A 17,274-nucleotide genomic window follows, 5' to 3' on the forward strand; every position below is an offset into this window, starting at 1 on the left:
GAGTTTGCTCACCTACTCATGGGCAAATCCGACAATCCGGATTCTCCACCCACCCTGACAAAGCGGACATCAGCCACCTGAAGCAGGCATTCCGCTCCTGATCATGGCGACTAGGACACCCCCTCCCCACCCCTGTATCGCGGGGGTTTGCCCGCTTTGCTGCGAATCTGCTTCCACATCCGGTGACCTGCCCTTCACCCACCGTGACTGTGAACAGACCGTTATCCGTTGGCCTTGTTGCAGATCCGGCACTGTGCTGGAATTCCACGGACCGCCGCAGGATCGTGCCGGCGCGCAGGGGCGCAAAGCAGCGCCGGGCGGCGGCGGAAGGGGGAGCCAGCGCCGGTCACTCACGACCACAAACAGGGGACGTAATTCAGGGCGCCCCCAAGACGCCGACACCGTCCCGCCGTTCATTCGGCGGGGCGCCTGGTCCAGAGGTTGCGACGCTAGTGCAGGGACGTTTCAAGAGGGATGGCAGCGCTTCGGCGGAGCCGGAGCCACACAACGGAACCGGTAACGGTTCCTCCCCCCAGCACGCCCAGAACCCGGGTCCGGCGGAGATCGGCGACGGCGGTGAGCGCTCCGGGCGCACCGGCGCGTCTGTTCCCCCCGTGCCGCCCGGCAAGCCCAAGGGCGGCGACAAGACCGGAGCGCCCGGTCCCGGTTCACGAGTAGCCCTGCGCAACTGGCGCATCTCGACTCGTCTCGTCTCGCTGCTCGCGCTCCCCGTGGTGGCGGCGACCTCGCTCGGCGCGCTGCGCATCGGCGACAACGTGGACGACATCCAGCAGCTCGACAACATGCGGCTGCTGACCGACATGACCAAGCAGGCGACCGAGCTCGCCAACGCGCTGCAGAACGAGCGCGACCTCTCCGCAGGTCCTCTCGCGCACGGTCTCAACGCCTCCGACTTCACGGTCAAGGGCACCCGCCAGAAGACCGACCAGGCCCGCGTGCAGTTCAGCGACGCGACCCAGGACGCCGACAACTCGAGCACCACCGAGAACCTCCCCGGCGTCCGCGACAGCCTCGTCCGGGTCGTGCGCGAGCTGGGCAACCTCAACAGCATCCGCAACAAGGCCTACGCCGACCCGAAGAACTCCACCCAGACGGTCGAGGCCTACCACCGTCTGATCACCCAGCTGCTGGAACTCTCCCAGGACATGGCGGAGGCCACCAGCAACCCGGACATGATCAAGCGCACCCGCGCCCTGGCGGCGTTCTCCTCGGCCAAGGAGTACGCCTCGGTGCAGCGCGCGGTCATCGCGGCGGCGCTGCCAGAGAACAAGGACAAGTTCGGCACCCTCTCCGAGAACGACCGTCTCTACGCGGACTCGGCGCTGGACAACGAGGAGTCCGAGCTCACGGCCTTCGCCGACATCTACGGCGACGGCGCCGAGGAACTGACCAAGCCGATCGACGACGCGAGCCCCACCATCGAGGCGTCCGACCTCTATGCGGACCGGGTGCTCGCCAGCAACAACGGTCTGCGCGGCCAGGACAAGCGCTCGTACAAGGACTGGGTGGACAGCTCCTCCGCCAAGATCGAGCGCATGGACAAGATCGAGGGCACCCTGCTCGAGGAGATGGAGCAGACCGCGCGTGCGCTGCGTGCGGACGCCGAGCAAGAGGCGATCATCTCCGGTGCGCTGATCCTGCTCGTCCTCGGTGTCTCCCTGGTCGGCGCGTTCGTCGTGGCCCGGTCCATGATCCGTTCACTGCGCCGGCTGCAGGACACGGCGACCAGGGTCGCCCAGGACCGGCTGCCCGAGCTGGTCAAGCAGCTGTCGGAGTCGGACCCGCAGGACGTCGACACCTCCGTCGAGTCCGTCGGTGTGCACTCGCGGGACGAGATCGGCAAGGTGGCCGCGGCCTTCGACGACGTGCACCGCGAGGCGGTCCGCCTCGCCGCCGAGCAGGCCCTCCTCCGGGGCAACGTCAACGCGATGTTCACCAACCTCTCGCGTCGCTCCCAGGGCCTCATCCAGCGTCAGCTGTCGCTCATCTCCGAACTGGAGTCCCGCGAGGCCGACCCGGACCAGCTGTCCTCGCTGTTCAAACTCGACCACCTCGCCACCCGCATGCGCCGTAACGGTGAGAACCTCCTCGTCCTCGCCGGTGAAGAGCCCGGCCGTCGCTGGACCCGCCCGGTCCCGCTGGTCGACGTGCTCCGTGCCGCCGCCTCCGAGGTGGAGCAGTACGAGCGCATCGAGCTGGCCGCCGTGCCGACCACCGAGGTGGCCGGCCGCGTGGTCAACGACCTCGTGCACCTCCTCGCCGAGCTGCTCGAGAACGCGACCTCCTTCTCCTCGCCGCAGACCAAGGTCAAGGTCACCGGTCACGCGCTGCCCGACGGGCGGGTGCTGATCGAGATCCACGACACCGGCATCGGCCTCTCCCCCGAGGACCTCGCCGCGATCAACGAGCGGCTCGCCTCGCCGCCCACCGTGGACGTGTCGGTCTCCCGGCGCATGGGTCTGTTCGTGGTCGGTCGTCTGTCGCAGCGCCACGGCATCCGCATCCAGCTGCGCCCTTCGGACTCCGGCGGTACGACCGCACTGGTCATGCTTCCCGTGGACGTGGCGCAGGGCAACAAGAAGCCTGCCCCGGGCAAGCCCGGCCAGGGTGCTCCCTCCACCGGTGGCCCCGCCGCCGCGCAGGCCGCGGCCGGTGCCGCCGCAGCGCGTCGCCAGGCAGGCCAGTCGGGTCCGCAGCTCGGCGGTGGCCCCTCCGGTGGCGGTCTGCTCGGTGGCGCCCCGCAGCGCGGGCAGGTCGGAGCCGGTCAGGGCCCCCGCGCGGCGCTGCCCGGCAACCCGGGTGGTCAGCGTGGGCCGCAGGGCGGTCCGCCGATGCCTCCGCAGGGCGGCCGGCCCGCCCCCGCGGGTGCCGGTGCCGGTGCGTTCGGCGGCGGTCAGGCCCCGAGTGCCCCGCAGGGTCTCCAGGCCTCGGGCACCGGTGGTCCCGACACCAGGAGCTTCGAGAACTTCAACGACACCGGACGCCAGGGCGGCTTCGCCGGCGGCGGCTCGGGTCTTCGTCCGGGCGGCAGCTTCGGCGACGGCGGTGCGCCGCGTCAGAGCGGCTCCGGTGACGGCCGTCCCGGTGCCGTACCGCCGAAGCCGGGCAAGGAGCGTGCCGGCAGGCGCCGTCCGCAGCTCCCCGGCCGCGGCGGCCCGCGCGCCGAGCTGCCCGGTGGCAACGCCCCGCGCACGCCGAGCTGGAGCGACGAGAACGCCCAGCCGTCGGCGCCCCGCGCCTCGCTGGACGCCCCGCGCGGCCACGACGAGCAGCCGGATGTGACGGCGCCGATGCCGCGGGTCGACCCGAACCAGGGTCCGGCCGCGACCTCGCAGTTCCCGCGCCCCGACTACGACGCCCCGGCCGCCGGACAGAACGGCACCGACTCCTTCCTGCGCTCCGACGTGTTCGGCGGGGCCGGTGCCCCGCCGGCGCAGGCCGGCCCGTCCCGCGGCGGCTCCGAGGACCCCTCGTCCACCGGCCGGTTCGCCACGCAGGGCTACGACGGCTCCGGCACGGGTCAGTTCCCCGTGCCGAGCCCGCAGAACCCGCAGAACACCGGTCAGTACGACGCCCCGGACCGGGCGAACGGACAGGACACCGGTCAGTTCGGCGTCCTCGGACGGCAGAACGGCCAGGGCGCCGGGCAGTACGACCCGTCCGGTCGGCAGAGCCCGCAGGACACCGGTCAGTTCGAGCGTCCGCAGGTCAACGGCGAGAACTTCGGCGGGTCCCGCCGGCCGCAGCGTCCCCCGATGCCCCCGCAGCGCCCCGGGCGCCCGCAGGAGCCGGAGGCGCTGCCGCCGGCCACGGGCCCCGGCGACGGCCGTACCCCGCTCTACGACACGCTGGAGACCAACTGGTTCCACGGTCAGGGCGGCCAGAACGGCCAGAACGGCCAAGGTGGCCAGCAGCGGCAGCCGGGCAACGGCGTCGCTCCGCAGCAACGGCCCGTCCAGGCCCCCGAGACTCCGGCCGCCCCCCAGCGGCCGGCGGCCCCCGCCGCGCCGGCCTCCACGGCCTGGCGCAGCACCCCCAATGACGACCTGGTCCGCCAGGCCGAACGTGTCCGTCAGCCGTCGGCGGGCGGGGTCACCACCTCCGGCCTGCCTCGTCGCGTCCCGCGCGCCAACCTCGTGCCGGGCACGGCTCAGCAGCAACAGCACCAAAGCGGTCCGCAGGTCTCGCGTGCGCCCGACGACGTACGCGGCCGGCTGACCAATCTCCGTCGGGGTATCGCGCAGGGTCGTCAGGTCGGCAACGGCCAGACCGGCAGCTTCCCGAACCCCACTCACCAGCAGGAGCGTTAGTTGAGCCAGATGAGCCAGGCGGCACAGAACCTCAACTGGTTGATCACCAACTTCGTGGACAACACCCCCGGGGTGTCCCACACCGTCGTCGTGTCCGCCGACGGACTCCTCCTGGCGATGTCGGAAGGGTTCCCGCGCGACCGTGCCGACCAGCTCGCCGCCGTCGCCTCCGGGCTCACCTCCCTCACGGCCGGGGCCTCCCGGATCTTCGAGGGCGGGAACGTGGCCCAGACGGTGGTGGAGATGGAACGCGGATTCCTCTTCCTCATGTCCGTCTCGGACGGCTCGTCCCTGGCCGTCCTGGCCCACCCCGAGTGCGACATCGGCCTCGTCGGTTACGAGATGGCGCTGCTCGTCGACCGTGCGGGCGCCGTGCTCACACCCGACCTGCGCGCCGAACTCCAAGGCAGTCTGCTCCACTGACGCCTGCGGATCCACAGAACTCACCAAATCAACGTCCGGCCGACACAGTCCCCCCACCGGCCCCCGTCAGACGGCACGACTGACCGACTTGCTGTCCCGCTCGGAGGATCAATGACCCCGCCCACCGCTCCTCACGATCCGTACGCAGAGCCGTACGGAGACGAGGGCGACCAGCCGCTGGTTCGGCCGTACGCCATGACCGGTGGCCGGACGCGGCCGCGCTACCAACTCGCCCTCGAGGCGCTGATCAGCACGACGGCAGACCCCGCGCACCTGATGGGGCTGCTTCCCGAGCACCAGCGGATCTGCCACCTGTGCCACGAGGTGAAGTCGGTGGCCGAGGTGTCGGCCCTGCTGTCCATGCCGCTCGGTGTGGCACGGATCCTCGTCGCGGACCTCGCGGAGGCCGGACTCGTCGCGATCCACCAGCCCGGTGGCGACGAGAACGCCGGTGGCGCGCCGGACGTGACTCTGCTGGAAAGGGTGCTCAGTGGACTTCGCAAGCTCTGAACAGGGTCGGGCCACCACCTCCGCGAAGATCGTGGTGGCCGGTGGCTTCGGCGTCGGCAAGACCACGTTCGTGGGTGCCGTCTCCGAGATCAACCCGCTGCGCACCGAGGCCGTCATGACCTCGGCGTCCGCGGGTATCGACGATCTGACCCACACCGGGGACAAGACCACCACCACGGTGGCCATGGACTTCGGCCGTATCACGCTCGACCAGGACCTGATCCTGTACCTGTTCGGCACGCCCGGCCAGGACCGGTTCTGGTTCATGTGGGACGACCTGGTCCGCGGCGCCATCGGCGCCGTGGTCCTGGTGGACACCCGCCGTCTCGCCGACTGCTTCCCGGCGGTCGACTACTTCGAGAACAGCGGGCTGCCGTTCGTCATCGCCCTCAACGGCTTCGACGGACAGCAGCCGTACACGCCGGACGAGGTCCGGGAGGCGCTGCAGATCGGGCCCGACACCCCGATCATCACCACGGACGCCCGTCATCGCGCGGACGCCAAGAGCGCGCTGATCACGCTCGTCGAGCACGCGCTCATGGCCCGGCTGAGGTAGGGACACGGCGCGGAAACACCGGACCTGAGCCGAAAATACGACGCAAGTCCACAACTTCATACGGCAGTTGTCGTAGATACACCGATGCCGACTGTGTCGTTTGACACGGTCGGCGTCGGTGTTCATAACGTTTCGACAGAGAAATAGGGTGGTACGACCACGCGTCGCGGTCGATCGGTACCGCTGCGCTCACGATGGCCCCGCTTTTTGCCGGGCCTCGTTCTGTTTGACCGTTTTATCTGGGACTTACATCACGCGGAATCGTTGCCTTCCAGTGTTTGGAAGTGCGCAACATGGCGTGCTGGAATGCCTGAACTGCCCAATAGTCAAAGACGTACTAGGGCGTGGAGTCACCCGCGGCACGACGTAGGTGCCGGCGCCGAGAGGTTGTTGGTCGAGTGAGGCGAAGCAAGAAAGGTCCCGAGCCGTCGGCGCGGGGCAACTTCACCCCGCCGCCGCGCGGAGCGGCACCCGCACAAGTGACCGGACCGGAGCCGACGGCAGCTCCCGCGCCCAGCGGAAGTCGTCTCTCCCCTCGCAACTGGCGGGTGCCCACCCGTCTGAACGCGATCCTGCTCATACCCGTGCTGGTCGGCCTCGTCATGGGCGGCTTCCAGGTGAAGAGCTCGATCAACACCTGGCAGGAGGCCCGCGACGCCGAGAAGGTGGCCAAGATCGTCGCCGCCGCCGGCGCCTACGCGGAGGCCCTGCTCAACGAGCGTGACCTCTCCGCCGAGCCGCTGCTGCAGGGCAAGCGGGACAGCGACATCGTCAAGGACGCCCGCGCCTTCACCGACGAGAAGGCCGACCTCTTCCACACCGAGGTCGAGGGAATGCCCTCCGACGATGGCCTGGAGCGCCGTCTCCGCCTGGTCGAGGAGGCCGAGCCGCAGCTAGACAAGCTCCGGCAGACCGCCTTCACCCGGGCCGCCGACCCCGTGCAGACCGAAGAGGGCTACGTCGCCGTCGAGCACCTCCTGATGGAGTTCTCCAACGAGCTCGGCCTCGGCACCGGCAACGTCACCGCCTACGGCCGTACCGTCTACGCCATCGCCCTGGCCAAGGGCGCCTCCTCCCTCCAGCGCGCGATCGGCATGCACCTGCTGGTCCGCCCCAGCGAGGACGCGGCGACCTTCCGCCGGCAGGTCACCGCGTTCACCTCGTACGCCTACCTCGAGAACGTCGCCATCCAGGAGTACGTCTCCGGTGGTACCGCGGCGGACGCCGCCCGGCTCCAGCAGGTCCTCGAGCAGAAGGAGGAGGAGGGGAAGAAGCAGGTCACCGACGCCGCGGCCGCGGCCAAGGCCAAGGGGCAGGACTTCACCCCGCCGCCCTCCTCCATGCTGAAGATGATCCAGGCCATCGGCGGCGTCACCAGTCCCGAGGAACTCGCCGGTCTCGCCGACCAGGGCATCACCCCGTCCACCTGGATGGCCGCCTCCACCCTCAAGTTCGAGGGGTACAGCGAGGTCGAGACCGAGCTGATCAACCGCGCGGTGGACGAGGCCGGAACGATCGCCTCCGACGCCCAGCGCGACGCCTACGTCAACGGCGCGATCGTGGTGGTCGCCCTGCTCGCGGCGTTCATCATCGCCGGGATCATGGCCCGCCAGATGAGCCGCTCGATGCGCCAGCTGCGCAACGCCGCCTTCGGCATCGCCGAGCAGCGGCTGCCGATGCTGGTCGACCAGCTCTCGCGCACCGACCCCGGCCGGGTCGACACCCGGGTCGCGCCGATCCCGATCACCTCCACCGACGAGATCGGCGAGGTCGCCCGCGCGTTCGACCAGGTCCACCGCGAGGCCGTCCGGCTCGCCGCCGAGCAGGCCCTGCTCCGGGGCAACATCAACGCGATCTTCACCAACCTCTCGCGCCGCAACCAGTCGCTGATCGAGGGCCAGCTGACCCTCATCACCGACCTGGAGAACAACGAGGCCGACCCGGACCAGCTGGAGAACCTCTTCAAGCTGGACCACCTCGCGACCCGTATGCGCCGCAACGGCGAGAACCTCCTGGTCCTCGCCGGCGAGGAGCCCGGCCGCCGCTGGGACCAGCCGGTCCCGCTGGTCGACGTGCTGCGCGCCGCCTCCTCCGAGGTGGAGCAGTACGAGCGCATCGAGCTGTCGGGTGTCCCGGAGGCCGAGATCCACGGCCGCGCCGTCACCGACCTCGTGCACCTGCTGGCCGAGCTGCTGGAGAACGCGACGACGTTCTCCTCCCCGCAGACCAAGGTCCGCGTCACCGCGACCCGTCTGCCCGACGGCCGCGTCATGATCGAGATCCACGACAAGGGCATCGGCCTCACCGCCGAGGACTTCGCCGACATCAACCACAAGCTGGCCAACCCGCCGACCGTGGACGCCGCGATCTCGCAGCGCATGGGCCTGTTCGTGGTCGGCCGGCTCTCCGACCGGCACGGCATCCGCGTCCAGCTGCGTCCCTCGGGCGAGCAGGCCGGTACGACCTCGCTGGTCATGCTCCCGGACGTCATCACCCACGGTGGCGGTGGCGAGCATCAGCCGGCGGACCAGTTCACGGTCTCCCAGATCATCCCGGAGCAGCACTCGTTCCAGCAGCAGGGCGCCCCGATGCGCACCGCCGCGGAGCTGGGCTTCGACGACAGCCGCTACGAGATACCCGACGACATCCGCGAGCTGGACCCGGTGGGCCGCTCCCTGATGCGCGAGGAGCGTCGTGCGGCCCTGGAGGCCCAGGCGCACCCGCAGGCGGCCATCGAGGCCCCCCGCTACGGCGACGACTTCCAGGCGCCCGAGCCGTCCTACGACAACGGCGCGACGGCCTATGTGGACCAGCAGCGGGCCTACGACCAGCAGACGGCGTACGAGGAGCCGCAGCAGCCGTCGTACGACGAGGCGTACTTCGGGCAGGGCGGCGCCGCGCAGAACGGCAACGGGCACGTGCCGGGCGGGAACGACACGTTCTCCGCGACCGGTGGTTACCCGGAGCCCGCCTATGCGGAGCCCGCGCAGGAGGAGCACGCCCCGACTGCCCCGGAGAGCTACCCGGGCTTCGAGGAGTCGTCCTATCAGGACGACTGGCCGCAGCAGCAGGACTACCAGAGCTCCTACCGCTCCGAGTACGCTCCGGAACCGGAATCTTCGCAGGCCGCTGACGTGAAGGAGCCGGACGGCGTAGGCTTCGACCGACCGGGATCCAACCCCTCCGCCGGCCACGCGCTGACCGACGCCGGTCTCCCCCGCCGCGGGTCCACCGCGAGCGCGGGCGGCACGAGCGCGGGCGCCGTGAACGGACGACAGGATGTGTCCCGGGACCAGCCGACGACCGGGGGGCCGAACGGCGACTGGCGCTCGGCCAACGACGAGCGCTGGCAGCAGGCGTCCCAGTTGAAGAAGCCGAAGGCGGGCGGGGTCACCTCCTCCGGCCTGCCGCGGCGGGTACCCAAGGCCAATCTGGTCGAGGGGGCCGCCACGGCGACCCCGCAGGGAGGTCCACAGATCTCCCGCGCTCCCGAGGACGTCCGGGGCAGGCTGAGCAACCTGCGCCGGGGTGTCCAGCGAGGGCGCAACGCAGGCAGTGAAACGAACGGCCAGGGCTTCGGTCCTGACAGCACCTACAACCAGGAGCGTTAGTGTGAGCCCGATGAGCCAGGCGGCACAGAACCTGAACTGGTTGATCACCAACTTCGTGGACAACACCCCCGGGGTGTCCCACACGGTGGTGGTCTCCGCCGACGGACTCCTTCTGGCGATGTCCGAAGGGTTTCCGCGCGACCGAGCCGACCAGCTGGCGGCCGTCGCGTCGGGTCTGACCTCTCTGACCGCGGGTGCCTCCCGCATTTTCGAAGGCGGCAGCGTCAATCAGACGGTTGTGGAGATGGAGCGGGGATTCCTGTTCATCATGTCCATTTCCGACGGTTCCTCACTCGCCGTTCTCGCACATCCGGAAGCCGACATCGGCCTCATCGGGTACGAGATGGCCCTTCTGGTGGACCGGGCCGGCACGGTCCTGACGCCCGATCTTCGTGCGGAGCTCCAGGGCAGCCTGCTCAACTAACGGTCAGACGGTGCGTTTTGGCGTCCCGGGGCCGTAAGGTTTCGGGACGCGGCTTCCAATGAGCCATGGATGCCAGCACGGTCGGAGGAGGAGAGAACGTGGCAACACCCCCAGGCGGTTCATCGTCGGGCAACTGGTCCTACCCTGGCCAGGGGCCGGGCCAGGGTGACCAGAACCGGTACAACTTCCCCTCCGCACCGAGCCGTCAGCAGCCGTACGCACCGCAGGGCCCCGGCCCTTCGCCGTACGACCAGCCGCCTGCGCCGCGCATCCAGCCGGTTCAGCCGCATCGCCGCACCCCCGAGCCGTCGCCCGCGGGGGCGGCGAGCAACCCCCTGGTGCGCCCGTACGCCATGACGGGCGGCCGCACCAGGCCGCGCTACCAGCTCGCCATCGAGGCGCTGGTGCACACCACCGCGCAGCCGCACCAGATGCAGGGCCAGCTGCCCGAGCATCAGCGGATCTGCAACCTCTGCCGGGAGATCAAGTCGGTGGCCGAGATCTCGGCCCTGCTGACGATCCCTCTCGGCGTGGCCAGGATCCTCGTCGCCGACTTGGCGGAGGCGGGCCTGGTCGCCATCCATCAGCCCGGCGGCGACGAGAACGCCGGTGGCCAGCCAGACGTGACACTGCTCGAAAGGGTGCTCAGTGGACTTCGCAAGCTCTAGCGGCGGTCCTTCCCGCTCCACCACCTCAGCGAAGATCGTGGTGGCGGGTGGCTTCGGCGTGGGCAAGACCACGTTCGTCGGGGCCGTCTCGGAGATCAACCCGCTGCGTACCGAGGCCGTGATGACGTCCGCTTCCGCGGGCATCGACGACCTCACCCACACCGGAGACAAGACGACGACGACCGTCGCCATGGACTTCGGCCGTATCACCCTGGACCAGGACCTGATCCTGTACCTGTTCGGCACCCCCGGCCAGGACCGGTTCTGGTTCATGTGGGACGACCTGGTCCGCGGCGCCATCGGAGCGATCGTCCTCGTCGACACCCGGCGGCTGGCCGACTGCTTCCCGGCGGTGGACTACTTCGAGAACAGCGGGCTGCCGTTCGTCATCGCCCTCAACGGCTTCGACGGGCAGCAGCCGTACAACCCGGACGAGGTCCGGGAGGCGCTGCAGATCGGGCCCGACACCCCGATCATCACGACCGACGCGCGGCACCGGGCCGACGCGAAGTCGGCGCTGATCACTCTGGTCGAGCACGCGCTGATGGCGCGCCTGCGGTAGGTCTGGGACGTTCAGCCGTACGAGAGGGGCCCCTCGCCGAGAGGGGCCCCTCTCGTGTTGCCGGGCCCGCCGCTTCGCCGTGGGGGGGCGGGCCCGGTTCGGCGCCCGCGGGTCCGCCGGGGCTGTTCGCGCGGTCCCCGCGCCCCCAGAGGCCGTCGGCGGTTCCGGGGAGCCGTTGGATCGAGCCCGGGCCGGGGTGGACCTCCGACTCGGGGGTGCAGGGTGACCAGTTCGCTCACCCTGCGCACGCGAAGGCCCCGGTCGCTCCCTGTTCGGGGGCGCCGGGGCCTTCGGACGGGCGGGTGCCGCGAGGTCACCGCCAGCTGTGCGGGGCGCGGAAGCCGGGCTCGCGCTCCAGACGGCGCCAGCCGGCACGGGCGCGGCCGCGGTGGGCCGGGGCCTCGGTGGGCCGGGCGGCCGCGCGGGCGAGGATCAGCGCGGTGATCGCGGCCACTTCCTCGGGTTCGGCGTGGCCCTTCTCGACGCGAATATCAGGCAGCTTCATGGATGTCAGTCTCCGTGGATGAGGTTTCCGCAGGGGTACCGCGAAGGAACCGGTGGGTTACTGCGGCGGGTTGCCGTGCTTGCGGGAGGGCAGGTCGGCGTGCTTCGTGTGGAGCATCGCCAGGGAGCGGATGAGCACCGAGCGGGTCTCCGCGGGGTCGATGACGTCGTCCACGAGGCCGCGCTCGGCCGCGTAGTACGGGTGCATCAGCTCGGCCTTGTACTCCTTGACCATCCGGACCCGCATCGCCTCGGGGTCCTCGGCCTCGGCGATCTGGCGGCGGAAGATGACGTTGGCTGCGCCCTCGGCACCCATCACCGCGATCTCGTTGGTGGGCCACGCGTAGGTGAGGTCCGCACCGATGGACTGGCTGTCCATGACGATGTACGCACCTCCGTAGGCCTTCCGAAGGATCAGGGAGATCCTCGGCACGGTCGCGTTGCAGTAGGCGTACAGCAGCTTCGCGCCGTGGCGGATGATTCCACCGTGCTCCTGGTCTACACCAGGGAGGAAGCCGGGGACGTCCAACAGAGTGACGATCGGGATGTTGAAGGCGTCGCACATCTGCACGAAACGCGCGGCCTTCTCCGAGGCCTCGATGTCCAGGACACCGGCCAGCGTCTGCGGCTGGTTGGCGACGATGCCGACCACCTGGCCGTCGAGCCGGCCCAGCGCGCAGATGATGTTGCGGGCCCAGCGCTCGTGGACCTCCAGGTAGTCGCCGTCGTCGACGATCTCCTCGATGACCTTGGCCATGTCGTACGGCCGGTTGCCGTCCGCCGGGACCAGGTCGAGGAGGACGTCGCTGCGGCGGTCCACCGGGTCGGAGGCCTCAGCGCGCGGCGGGTTCTCGCGGTTGTTCTGCGGGAGCATCGACAGGAGGTAGCGCACCTCGGCGATGCACGTCTCCTCGTCGTCGTACGCGAAGTGGGCGACACCGCTCGTCTCGGCGTGCACGTCCGCGCCGCCGAGGCCGTTCTGGGTGATCTCCTCGCCGGTGACGGCCTTGACGACGTCCGGGCCGGTGATGAACATCTGCGAGGTCTCGCGGACCATGAACACGAAGTCCGTCAGGGCGGGGCTGTAGGCCGCGCCGCCCGCGCAGGGGCCGAGCATCACGCTGATCTGCGGGATGACACCGGACGCCTTGGTGTTGCGCTGGAAGATGCCGCCGTAGCCGGCGAGCGCGGAGACGCCCTCCTGGATACGGGCGCCCGCGCCGTCGTTGAGGGAGACCAGCGGGGCACCGGCCGCGATGGCCATGTCCATGATCTTGTGGATCTTGGTGGCGTGGGCCTCGCCGAGGGCGCCGCCGAAGATGCGGAAGTCATGGGCGTAGACGAAGACCGTGCGGCCCTCCACCGTGCCCCAGCCGGTGACGACACCGTCGGTGTACGGCTTCTTGGCCTCCAGACCGAAGCCGGTGGCCCGGTGCCGGCGCAGCTGCTCGACCTCGTTGAAGGAGCCCGGGTCCAGCAGCAGCTCGATGCGCTCCCGGGAGGTCAGCTTGCCCTTGGCGTGCTGCGCCTCGGTCGCCTTCTCACTCGGGCCGGCGATCGCCTGGGCACGGATCTCGTGCAGTTCGGCCACTCGCCCGCGCGCGTCCGTCGGCTCACCCGGCGCCTCATCCAAAACGGTCATGTAGCGACCTTACGAAGTCGAACAAGAAAACCGGGCCGTTGACTCCGTACAGTCTCCGGCGCGTTTTCCTGGTACCCCTGAACAGAACCGTCCGGGCATGCAGCCGATCCGACTGCTCAGGGGGTGTGCGGCTTGTGGGTGTCTCACAAAGGCGTGGGGTCGGCTCAGACGAGAGTCACCTCACAGGTGTGGGTGGCGCAGGCGGTGCCGGGGGTCACCCGGAGCCGTAGTCGGCGGCCCGTCCCCTCCAGCACCTGGACGGAGGCGTCGGTCCGGGCCACCGAGCGGACCGGGCCGTTCCAGGTGATCTCGATCGGCCCGCCCGTGCGCGGTGGTTCGCTCACGCAGAGCGTAGCGGTGCGACCCCGGCGGCGGACCAGGACGCTCGCCCCGGCCGAGGCGGTGAGCGGCCCCGCCCGCCCGGCCTTCCAGAAGTTCGCCGCCGTCAGGCCCAGCGGGGCGACGTGGACCGCCTGGCACGCGCTGTCGTTGGCGAGGACCGACAACCAGCGCCGGTCGGCGGCGCGGGCGGCGACGGCGTGACGCGACGCCCCGGGCATCAGGACGTAGACATAGGCGGCGTCGGCGGGGTCGGTGCCGTGGTCCAGCCAGAGGGTCTGCCAACGCCGGGTGCGGCGTTCGGTGGTGCCGTCGGTGTTGATGTCGGACCAGGCGCCGGTGCGGTCCTCGCGGAGGGTGCGCAGGTCCGCTCGTGTGCGGCGACCGGGGAGGACCCAGCCGCCGTGGCCCGCCAGATGGGCCCAGCCCGGGCCCCGGACGAAGGTGCGGGGCCCGCTGTCGTCGGGGTGGCCCAGATTGCGGTTGTCGACGACGGTCTCGACCGGTACGCCGTCCGTGCAGCTGATCCCCGCGCCGAGGCAGATGACGGAGTCGTCGACGCAGAACCACGACTTGTGGGCCCGCAGGGTGGATCCGAGACCTTCGAGGTGCTGGCCGATCGCCGCGTACTCGCCGTCGGTGGTCCCGCCGACCCATCGCACGGCGGGCTTGGGGGTGCCCCACTCGCCGCCCTCCTGGTCGGCGAGGCGCTTGGTGGAGACGGTCGTGCCGGGGAGCCGGTACCAGTCGACGGTCGGCCAGAACCAGTCGGTGTACTGATCGGTGCGGCCGCCGCGTCCCTTGGACCACCACAGCGTCATCCCGGCTCCGGTGTGCCAGCCGCGCGGGTTCTCGCCGTTGCCGCACTCGTAGTGGGCGATGCGGTCGGAGGCCATGGCGAGGGTGAGCACGAAGCCCGGGCGGCGGTGCACGACGCGGTCCATGGCGGCGAAGAGGTGGTGGCCGACGGGGTCGGGAGCGGGCGGAGCCGGGGACGCGGCGACGGCGTGGAGCCGGACCAGGTCCGCGACGCCGAACTGTCCGGCGGTGAGGATCGGCGCCACCGTGTCGCGCTCGATCCACCCCTTGATACGCCCGTGCCACCGGTCGCGCTCGGCGGTACCCGCGCCGAGCGCGAGGAGGGCGATCGCCGCGATGAGCGCCTGTCCGTGGAAGTGGTCGCCGCGCAGGAGGTGCCGGTCGTCGCTCTTCAGGTACCCCCGGCTGATGGCGCGGCCGTTGACGGTGTCCATGACCAGGCCGTCATGGACGAGGGGCGCGTACGCCCGCTCGACGCTGTCGAGGACGATCCGCCTGCCCGGGTCGGTGACATGCCAGGTGGACCCGGCCAGCAGGGCGAACAGCCGCCCGAGCCCGTCGAGCATCACCTGCCCGTACGTCCCCGAGTAGGCGACCCAGGTGTGCTGCACGAAGGAACCGTCGGCGTAGAGCCCGTCCCCCTGGGTGACGTGAGGGAAGACGGGCGAGAGGGCGTCGCGGGCGAGGGCGATCTTCTCGGGGGCCCGGCCGAGGATGCCGCGCAGGGCGACGGAGCGGCAGAGGTCGACCCGGTTGGCGCCGGTGGATGTGCCGGTGTACTCGCGCAGCGCCGCGTCGGGGATGAAGTGGTCGATCGCCGCGCAGGCGGCGGCCCTCCGGGCGGGCGTCAGCTCGTCGTGCAGGGCCGCGACGGTGTCCGTCAGGAGGCGGGGGCTGCCGATCTGCCATTCCCACCAGTTGCCGTAGCGGGTGGTCGTGGGGTTGTAGACGGTCGCGGAGAGATGGTCGAGGCCGCGGGTGATGTCCGCGAGGAGGGTGGCGTCGCCCGTCGAGCCGGTGCCAGGCTGGAGGTACGCCCGGGTCATCGTCCACAGCCGGCTGTAGCTCTGGGTGATGCCTGAGGGCGGGTCGAAGGGGCGGTCCGGCCAGAGGGAGCGGGCATCGGGCGCCATGGCCGCCCGGAAGCGCCGGCCCAGCTCGCCGGTCTCCCGGAGCCGGGAGGCGTAGGGCTCGGCCGTGGGGTCGTAGCCGGTGCCGAGGGCGATGTCGAGCCAGCGGTGGCGGAGGGCGGCGAACTCGTCGGGCTGCTCGGCGGTCGGGGTGGCCGCCGCGAGGGTCGCGGCGAGGAGGAAGGTACGGCGCGTGGGGGTCATGCCCATGCCGTACCAGTTCCCCACACGAAGATCAACGTTGCGTAACGCGATGATCACCCGACCGACACGGTTGAAAGTTGAACGGAATAGGTCTACGGTGGGCCGTGTTCAGTTAATTGAACGTTGAACGACATTACCTCCAGGGAGTACGTCATGAGCATCTTCGGCCGCAAGAACGAGACCACCGCCTCCGAGAGCGCCGTGGCGACCGCCTCCTCGGTGAACCCCGAGCAGGCCGCGCTGACCGGTGACTACACGATCGACCCGTCGCACACGACCATCGGCTTCGTGGCCCGGCACGCGATGGTCACCAACGTCAAGGGCGGCTTCCTCGACTTCTCCGGCTCGCTGCACCTCGACGGGACGGACCCGTCCCGCTCCACCGCTTCCCTCGACGTCAGGATGGACAGCATCGACACCGGCAACGCCGACCGGGACGGTCACCTGAAGAGCGCGGACTTCTTCAGGACGGACGAGTTCCCGACGATGACCTTCCGCTCCACCTCGGCGGAGGCCCTCGGCGGCGACGACTACCGCATCACCGGCGACCTCTCCATCCTCGGCACCACCAAGCCGCTCACCATCGACCTGGAGTTCAACGGCGCAGCCAAGGACCCCTTCGGCAACGAGCGCGTCGGCTTCGAGGGCAAGGCGGAGATCCTGCGCTCCGAGTGGGGCCTGACGTGGAACGCCGCGCTGGAGACGGGCGGCGTGCTGGTCTCCGACAAGATCAAGCTGCGCTTCGACATCTCGGCGATCCGCAACGCCGAGTGACCCGGGCGAGTGAGAGCAGGGGGCCACACGCGGTGAGGACCGGCCGGTTCTCACCGCGTGTGGCCCCCTTCCAGCCCGTCCAGCGCCGTCCTCAGACGGGCGGCACGCGTGCGGGGCGTACGGGCCTTCAGCAGGGTCAGGATGACGAGGTACCGGTCCGTCCTCCCGAGCCGTTCGAACGCCTGCCGGGCGCGAGGGCTGCGGGCGAGAGCGGCCGCCAAATCCTCCGGCACGGCGGCCTCCTTCTGGGACGCGTACGCCGACGCCCAGCGCCCGTCGGCCTTCGCCGCGTCGACCTCCGCGAGACCGCCGGGCCGCATGCGGCCCTGCGCGGTCAGCTGCTCCACTCTGCGCACATTCACCGCCGACCAGTCGCTGCGCGGTCTGCGCGGTGTGATCCGCTGCAGGTAGTGGAACTCGTCGAACCGGCGTCGGTGCCCGGTGATCCAGCCGTGGCAGAGGGCGACGTCATTGACCTCCCCGGCGCCGACGGACGGGATGCCGCTCCCCTTCTTGGCGACCTTGACCCACAGACCGGGGTGCGGCGCGGGGTGAGCGCCGAGCCAGGCGTCGAGTTGACCGGCGTCCTCGAACGCCCGGGCGTCGGCGGCCTGGTGGTCTTCGACGGCTACGGGGGCTTCAGCAGTGTGGTGGGTGGCCATGAAGCCAAGCTAGGACGCCTGTAGGACAGGTTCCGTCCTACAGGCGGGCTGCGCGGGAAGGAAGCTGGCTGGTTCGTACCTCTTGTGTGAGGGGTTTCGGCGTTCCCATAATCCA

13 protein-coding genes are annotated in these 17,274 nt (G+C 70.4%); 9 read left to right on the forward strand and 4 right to left on the reverse strand.

What is annotated here, in order from left to right; genetic code table 11:
- Nucleotides 1-452: 452 nt before the first annotated feature.
- From AC067N_RS20265 to AC067N_RS20300, 8 genes are all read left to right on the forward strand, one after another.
- Nucleotides 453-4,331: a sensor histidine kinase gene (locus tag AC067N_RS20265; protein WP_478680266.1), complete on the forward strand. Its 3,879-nt coding sequence runs from the start codon at nucleotides 453-455 to the stop codon at nucleotides 4,329-4,331.
- A 9-nt stretch (nucleotides 4,332-4,340) separates the two neighbouring features.
- The gene (locus AC067N_RS20270; RefSeq protein WP_003973453.1) at nucleotides 4,341-4,754 is read left to right on the forward strand and encodes a roadblock/LC7 domain-containing protein; all 414 of its coding nucleotides are present in this window, start codon (nucleotides 4,341-4,343) and stop codon (nucleotides 4,752-4,754) included.
- 111 nt (nucleotides 4,755-4,865) lie between these two features.
- Nucleotides 4,866-5,264 (forward strand): DUF742 domain-containing protein, encoded by a 399-nt coding sequence (locus AC067N_RS20275; protein ID WP_009314205.1) that lies wholly within the window; start codon nucleotides 4,866-4,868, stop codon nucleotides 5,262-5,264.
- Nucleotides 5,245-5,820 carry a GTP-binding protein gene (locus AC067N_RS20280; RefSeq protein ID WP_055714096.1) on the forward strand — a complete coding sequence of 192 codons (576 nt, stop codon included), beginning with the start codon at nucleotides 5,245-5,247 and terminating at the stop codon, nucleotides 5,818-5,820. The genes AC067N_RS20275 and AC067N_RS20280 overlap by 20 nt, the downstream gene beginning before the upstream one ends.
- Before the next feature lie 398 nt (nucleotides 5,821-6,218).
- Nucleotides 6,219-9,431, forward strand: a complete 3,213-nt coding sequence (locus AC067N_RS20285; protein WP_478680267.1) for a sensor histidine kinase — start codon at nucleotides 6,219-6,221, stop codon at nucleotides 9,429-9,431.
- A 10-nt stretch (nucleotides 9,432-9,441) separates the two neighbouring features.
- Nucleotides 9,442-9,855, forward strand: a complete 414-nt coding sequence (locus AC067N_RS20290) for a roadblock/LC7 domain-containing protein (RefSeq protein WP_004983065.1) — start codon at nucleotides 9,442-9,444, stop codon at nucleotides 9,853-9,855.
- 98 nt (nucleotides 9,856-9,953) lie between these two features.
- A complete protein-coding gene (locus tag AC067N_RS20295; protein WP_478680268.1) occupies nucleotides 9,954-10,523 on the forward strand; it encodes a DUF742 domain-containing protein in 570 nt (189 codons plus the stop codon).
- Nucleotides 10,504-11,085, forward strand: a complete 582-nt coding sequence (locus AC067N_RS20300; protein WP_009314218.1) for a GTP-binding protein — start codon at nucleotides 10,504-10,506, stop codon at nucleotides 11,083-11,085. The genes AC067N_RS20295 and AC067N_RS20300 overlap by 20 nt, the downstream gene beginning before the upstream one ends.
- Before the next feature lie 313 nt (nucleotides 11,086-11,398).
- On the opposite strand, the gene AC067N_RS20305 is transcribed toward AC067N_RS20300, so the two are convergent.
- The 3 genes from AC067N_RS20305 to AC067N_RS20315 form a co-directional block, all read right to left on the reverse strand.
- Complete coding sequence (locus AC067N_RS20305; protein ID WP_478680269.1) at nucleotides 11,399-11,590, reverse strand: acyl-CoA carboxylase subunit epsilon; 192 nt, start codon at nucleotides 11,588-11,590, stop codon at nucleotides 11,399-11,401.
- Nucleotides 11,591-11,647: 57 nt separating this feature from the next.
- A complete protein-coding gene (locus AC067N_RS20310; RefSeq protein WP_478680270.1) occupies nucleotides 11,648-13,231 on the reverse strand; it encodes an acyl-CoA carboxylase subunit beta in 1,584 nt (527 codons plus the stop codon).
- 164 nt (nucleotides 13,232-13,395) lie between these two features.
- Entirely contained in the window at nucleotides 13,396-15,729 is a 2,334-nt protein-coding gene (locus AC067N_RS20315; protein WP_478680271.1) for a polysaccharide lyase 8 family protein, read from the reverse strand.
- 147 nt (nucleotides 15,730-15,876) lie between these two features.
- On the opposite strand from AC067N_RS20315, the gene AC067N_RS20320 reads away from it, so the two are divergent.
- Nucleotides 15,877-16,497 carry a YceI family protein gene (locus tag AC067N_RS20320; protein ID WP_478680272.1) on the forward strand — a complete coding sequence of 207 codons (621 nt, stop codon included), beginning with the start codon at nucleotides 15,877-15,879 and terminating at the stop codon, nucleotides 16,495-16,497.
- Between the two features lie 50 nt (nucleotides 16,498-16,547).
- Here AC067N_RS20320 and AC067N_RS20325 read toward each other — a convergent pair whose 3' ends face one another.
- On the reverse strand, nucleotides 16,548-17,159 hold the full coding sequence (locus AC067N_RS20325) for a YdeI/OmpD-associated family protein (protein WP_478680273.1): 612 nt from the start codon (nucleotides 17,157-17,159) through the stop codon (nucleotides 16,548-16,550).
- Nucleotides 17,160-17,274: the final 115 nt, after the last annotated feature.

The sequence above is a fragment of the Streptomyces sp. NPDC042364 genome, from assembly GCF_056437585.1.

Bases quoted from the DNA above. Each gene is read 5' to 3' on its own strand.
- AC067N_RS20270 (WP_003973453.1), top strand. From the start codon at position 4,341: ATGAGCCAGGCGGCACAGAACCTCAACTGGTTGATCACCAACTTCGTG.
- AC067N_RS20275 (WP_009314205.1), top strand. From the start codon at position 4,866: ATGACCCCGCCCACCGCTCCTCACGATCCGTACGCAGAGCCGTACGGA.
- AC067N_RS20290 (WP_004983065.1), top strand. From the start codon at position 9,442: ATGAGCCAGGCGGCACAGAACCTGAACTGGTTGATCACCAACTTCGTG.
- AC067N_RS20305 (WP_478680269.1), bottom strand. From the start codon at position 11,590: ATGAAGCTGCCTGATATTCGCGTCGAGAAGGGCCACGCCGAACCCGAG.
- AC067N_RS20310 (WP_478680270.1), bottom strand. From the start codon at position 13,231: ATGACCGTTTTGGATGAGGCGCCGGGTGAGCCGACGGACGCGCGCGGG.
- AC067N_RS20315 (WP_478680271.1), bottom strand. From the start codon at position 15,729: ATGGGCATGACCCCCACGCGCCGTACCTTCCTCCTCGCCGCGACCCTC.
- AC067N_RS20320 (WP_478680272.1), top strand. From the start codon at position 15,877: ATGAGCATCTTCGGCCGCAAGAACGAGACCACCGCCTCCGAGAGCGCC.
- AC067N_RS20325 (WP_478680273.1), bottom strand. From the start codon at position 17,159: ATGGCCACCCACCACACTGCTGAAGCCCCCGTAGCCGTCGAAGACCAC.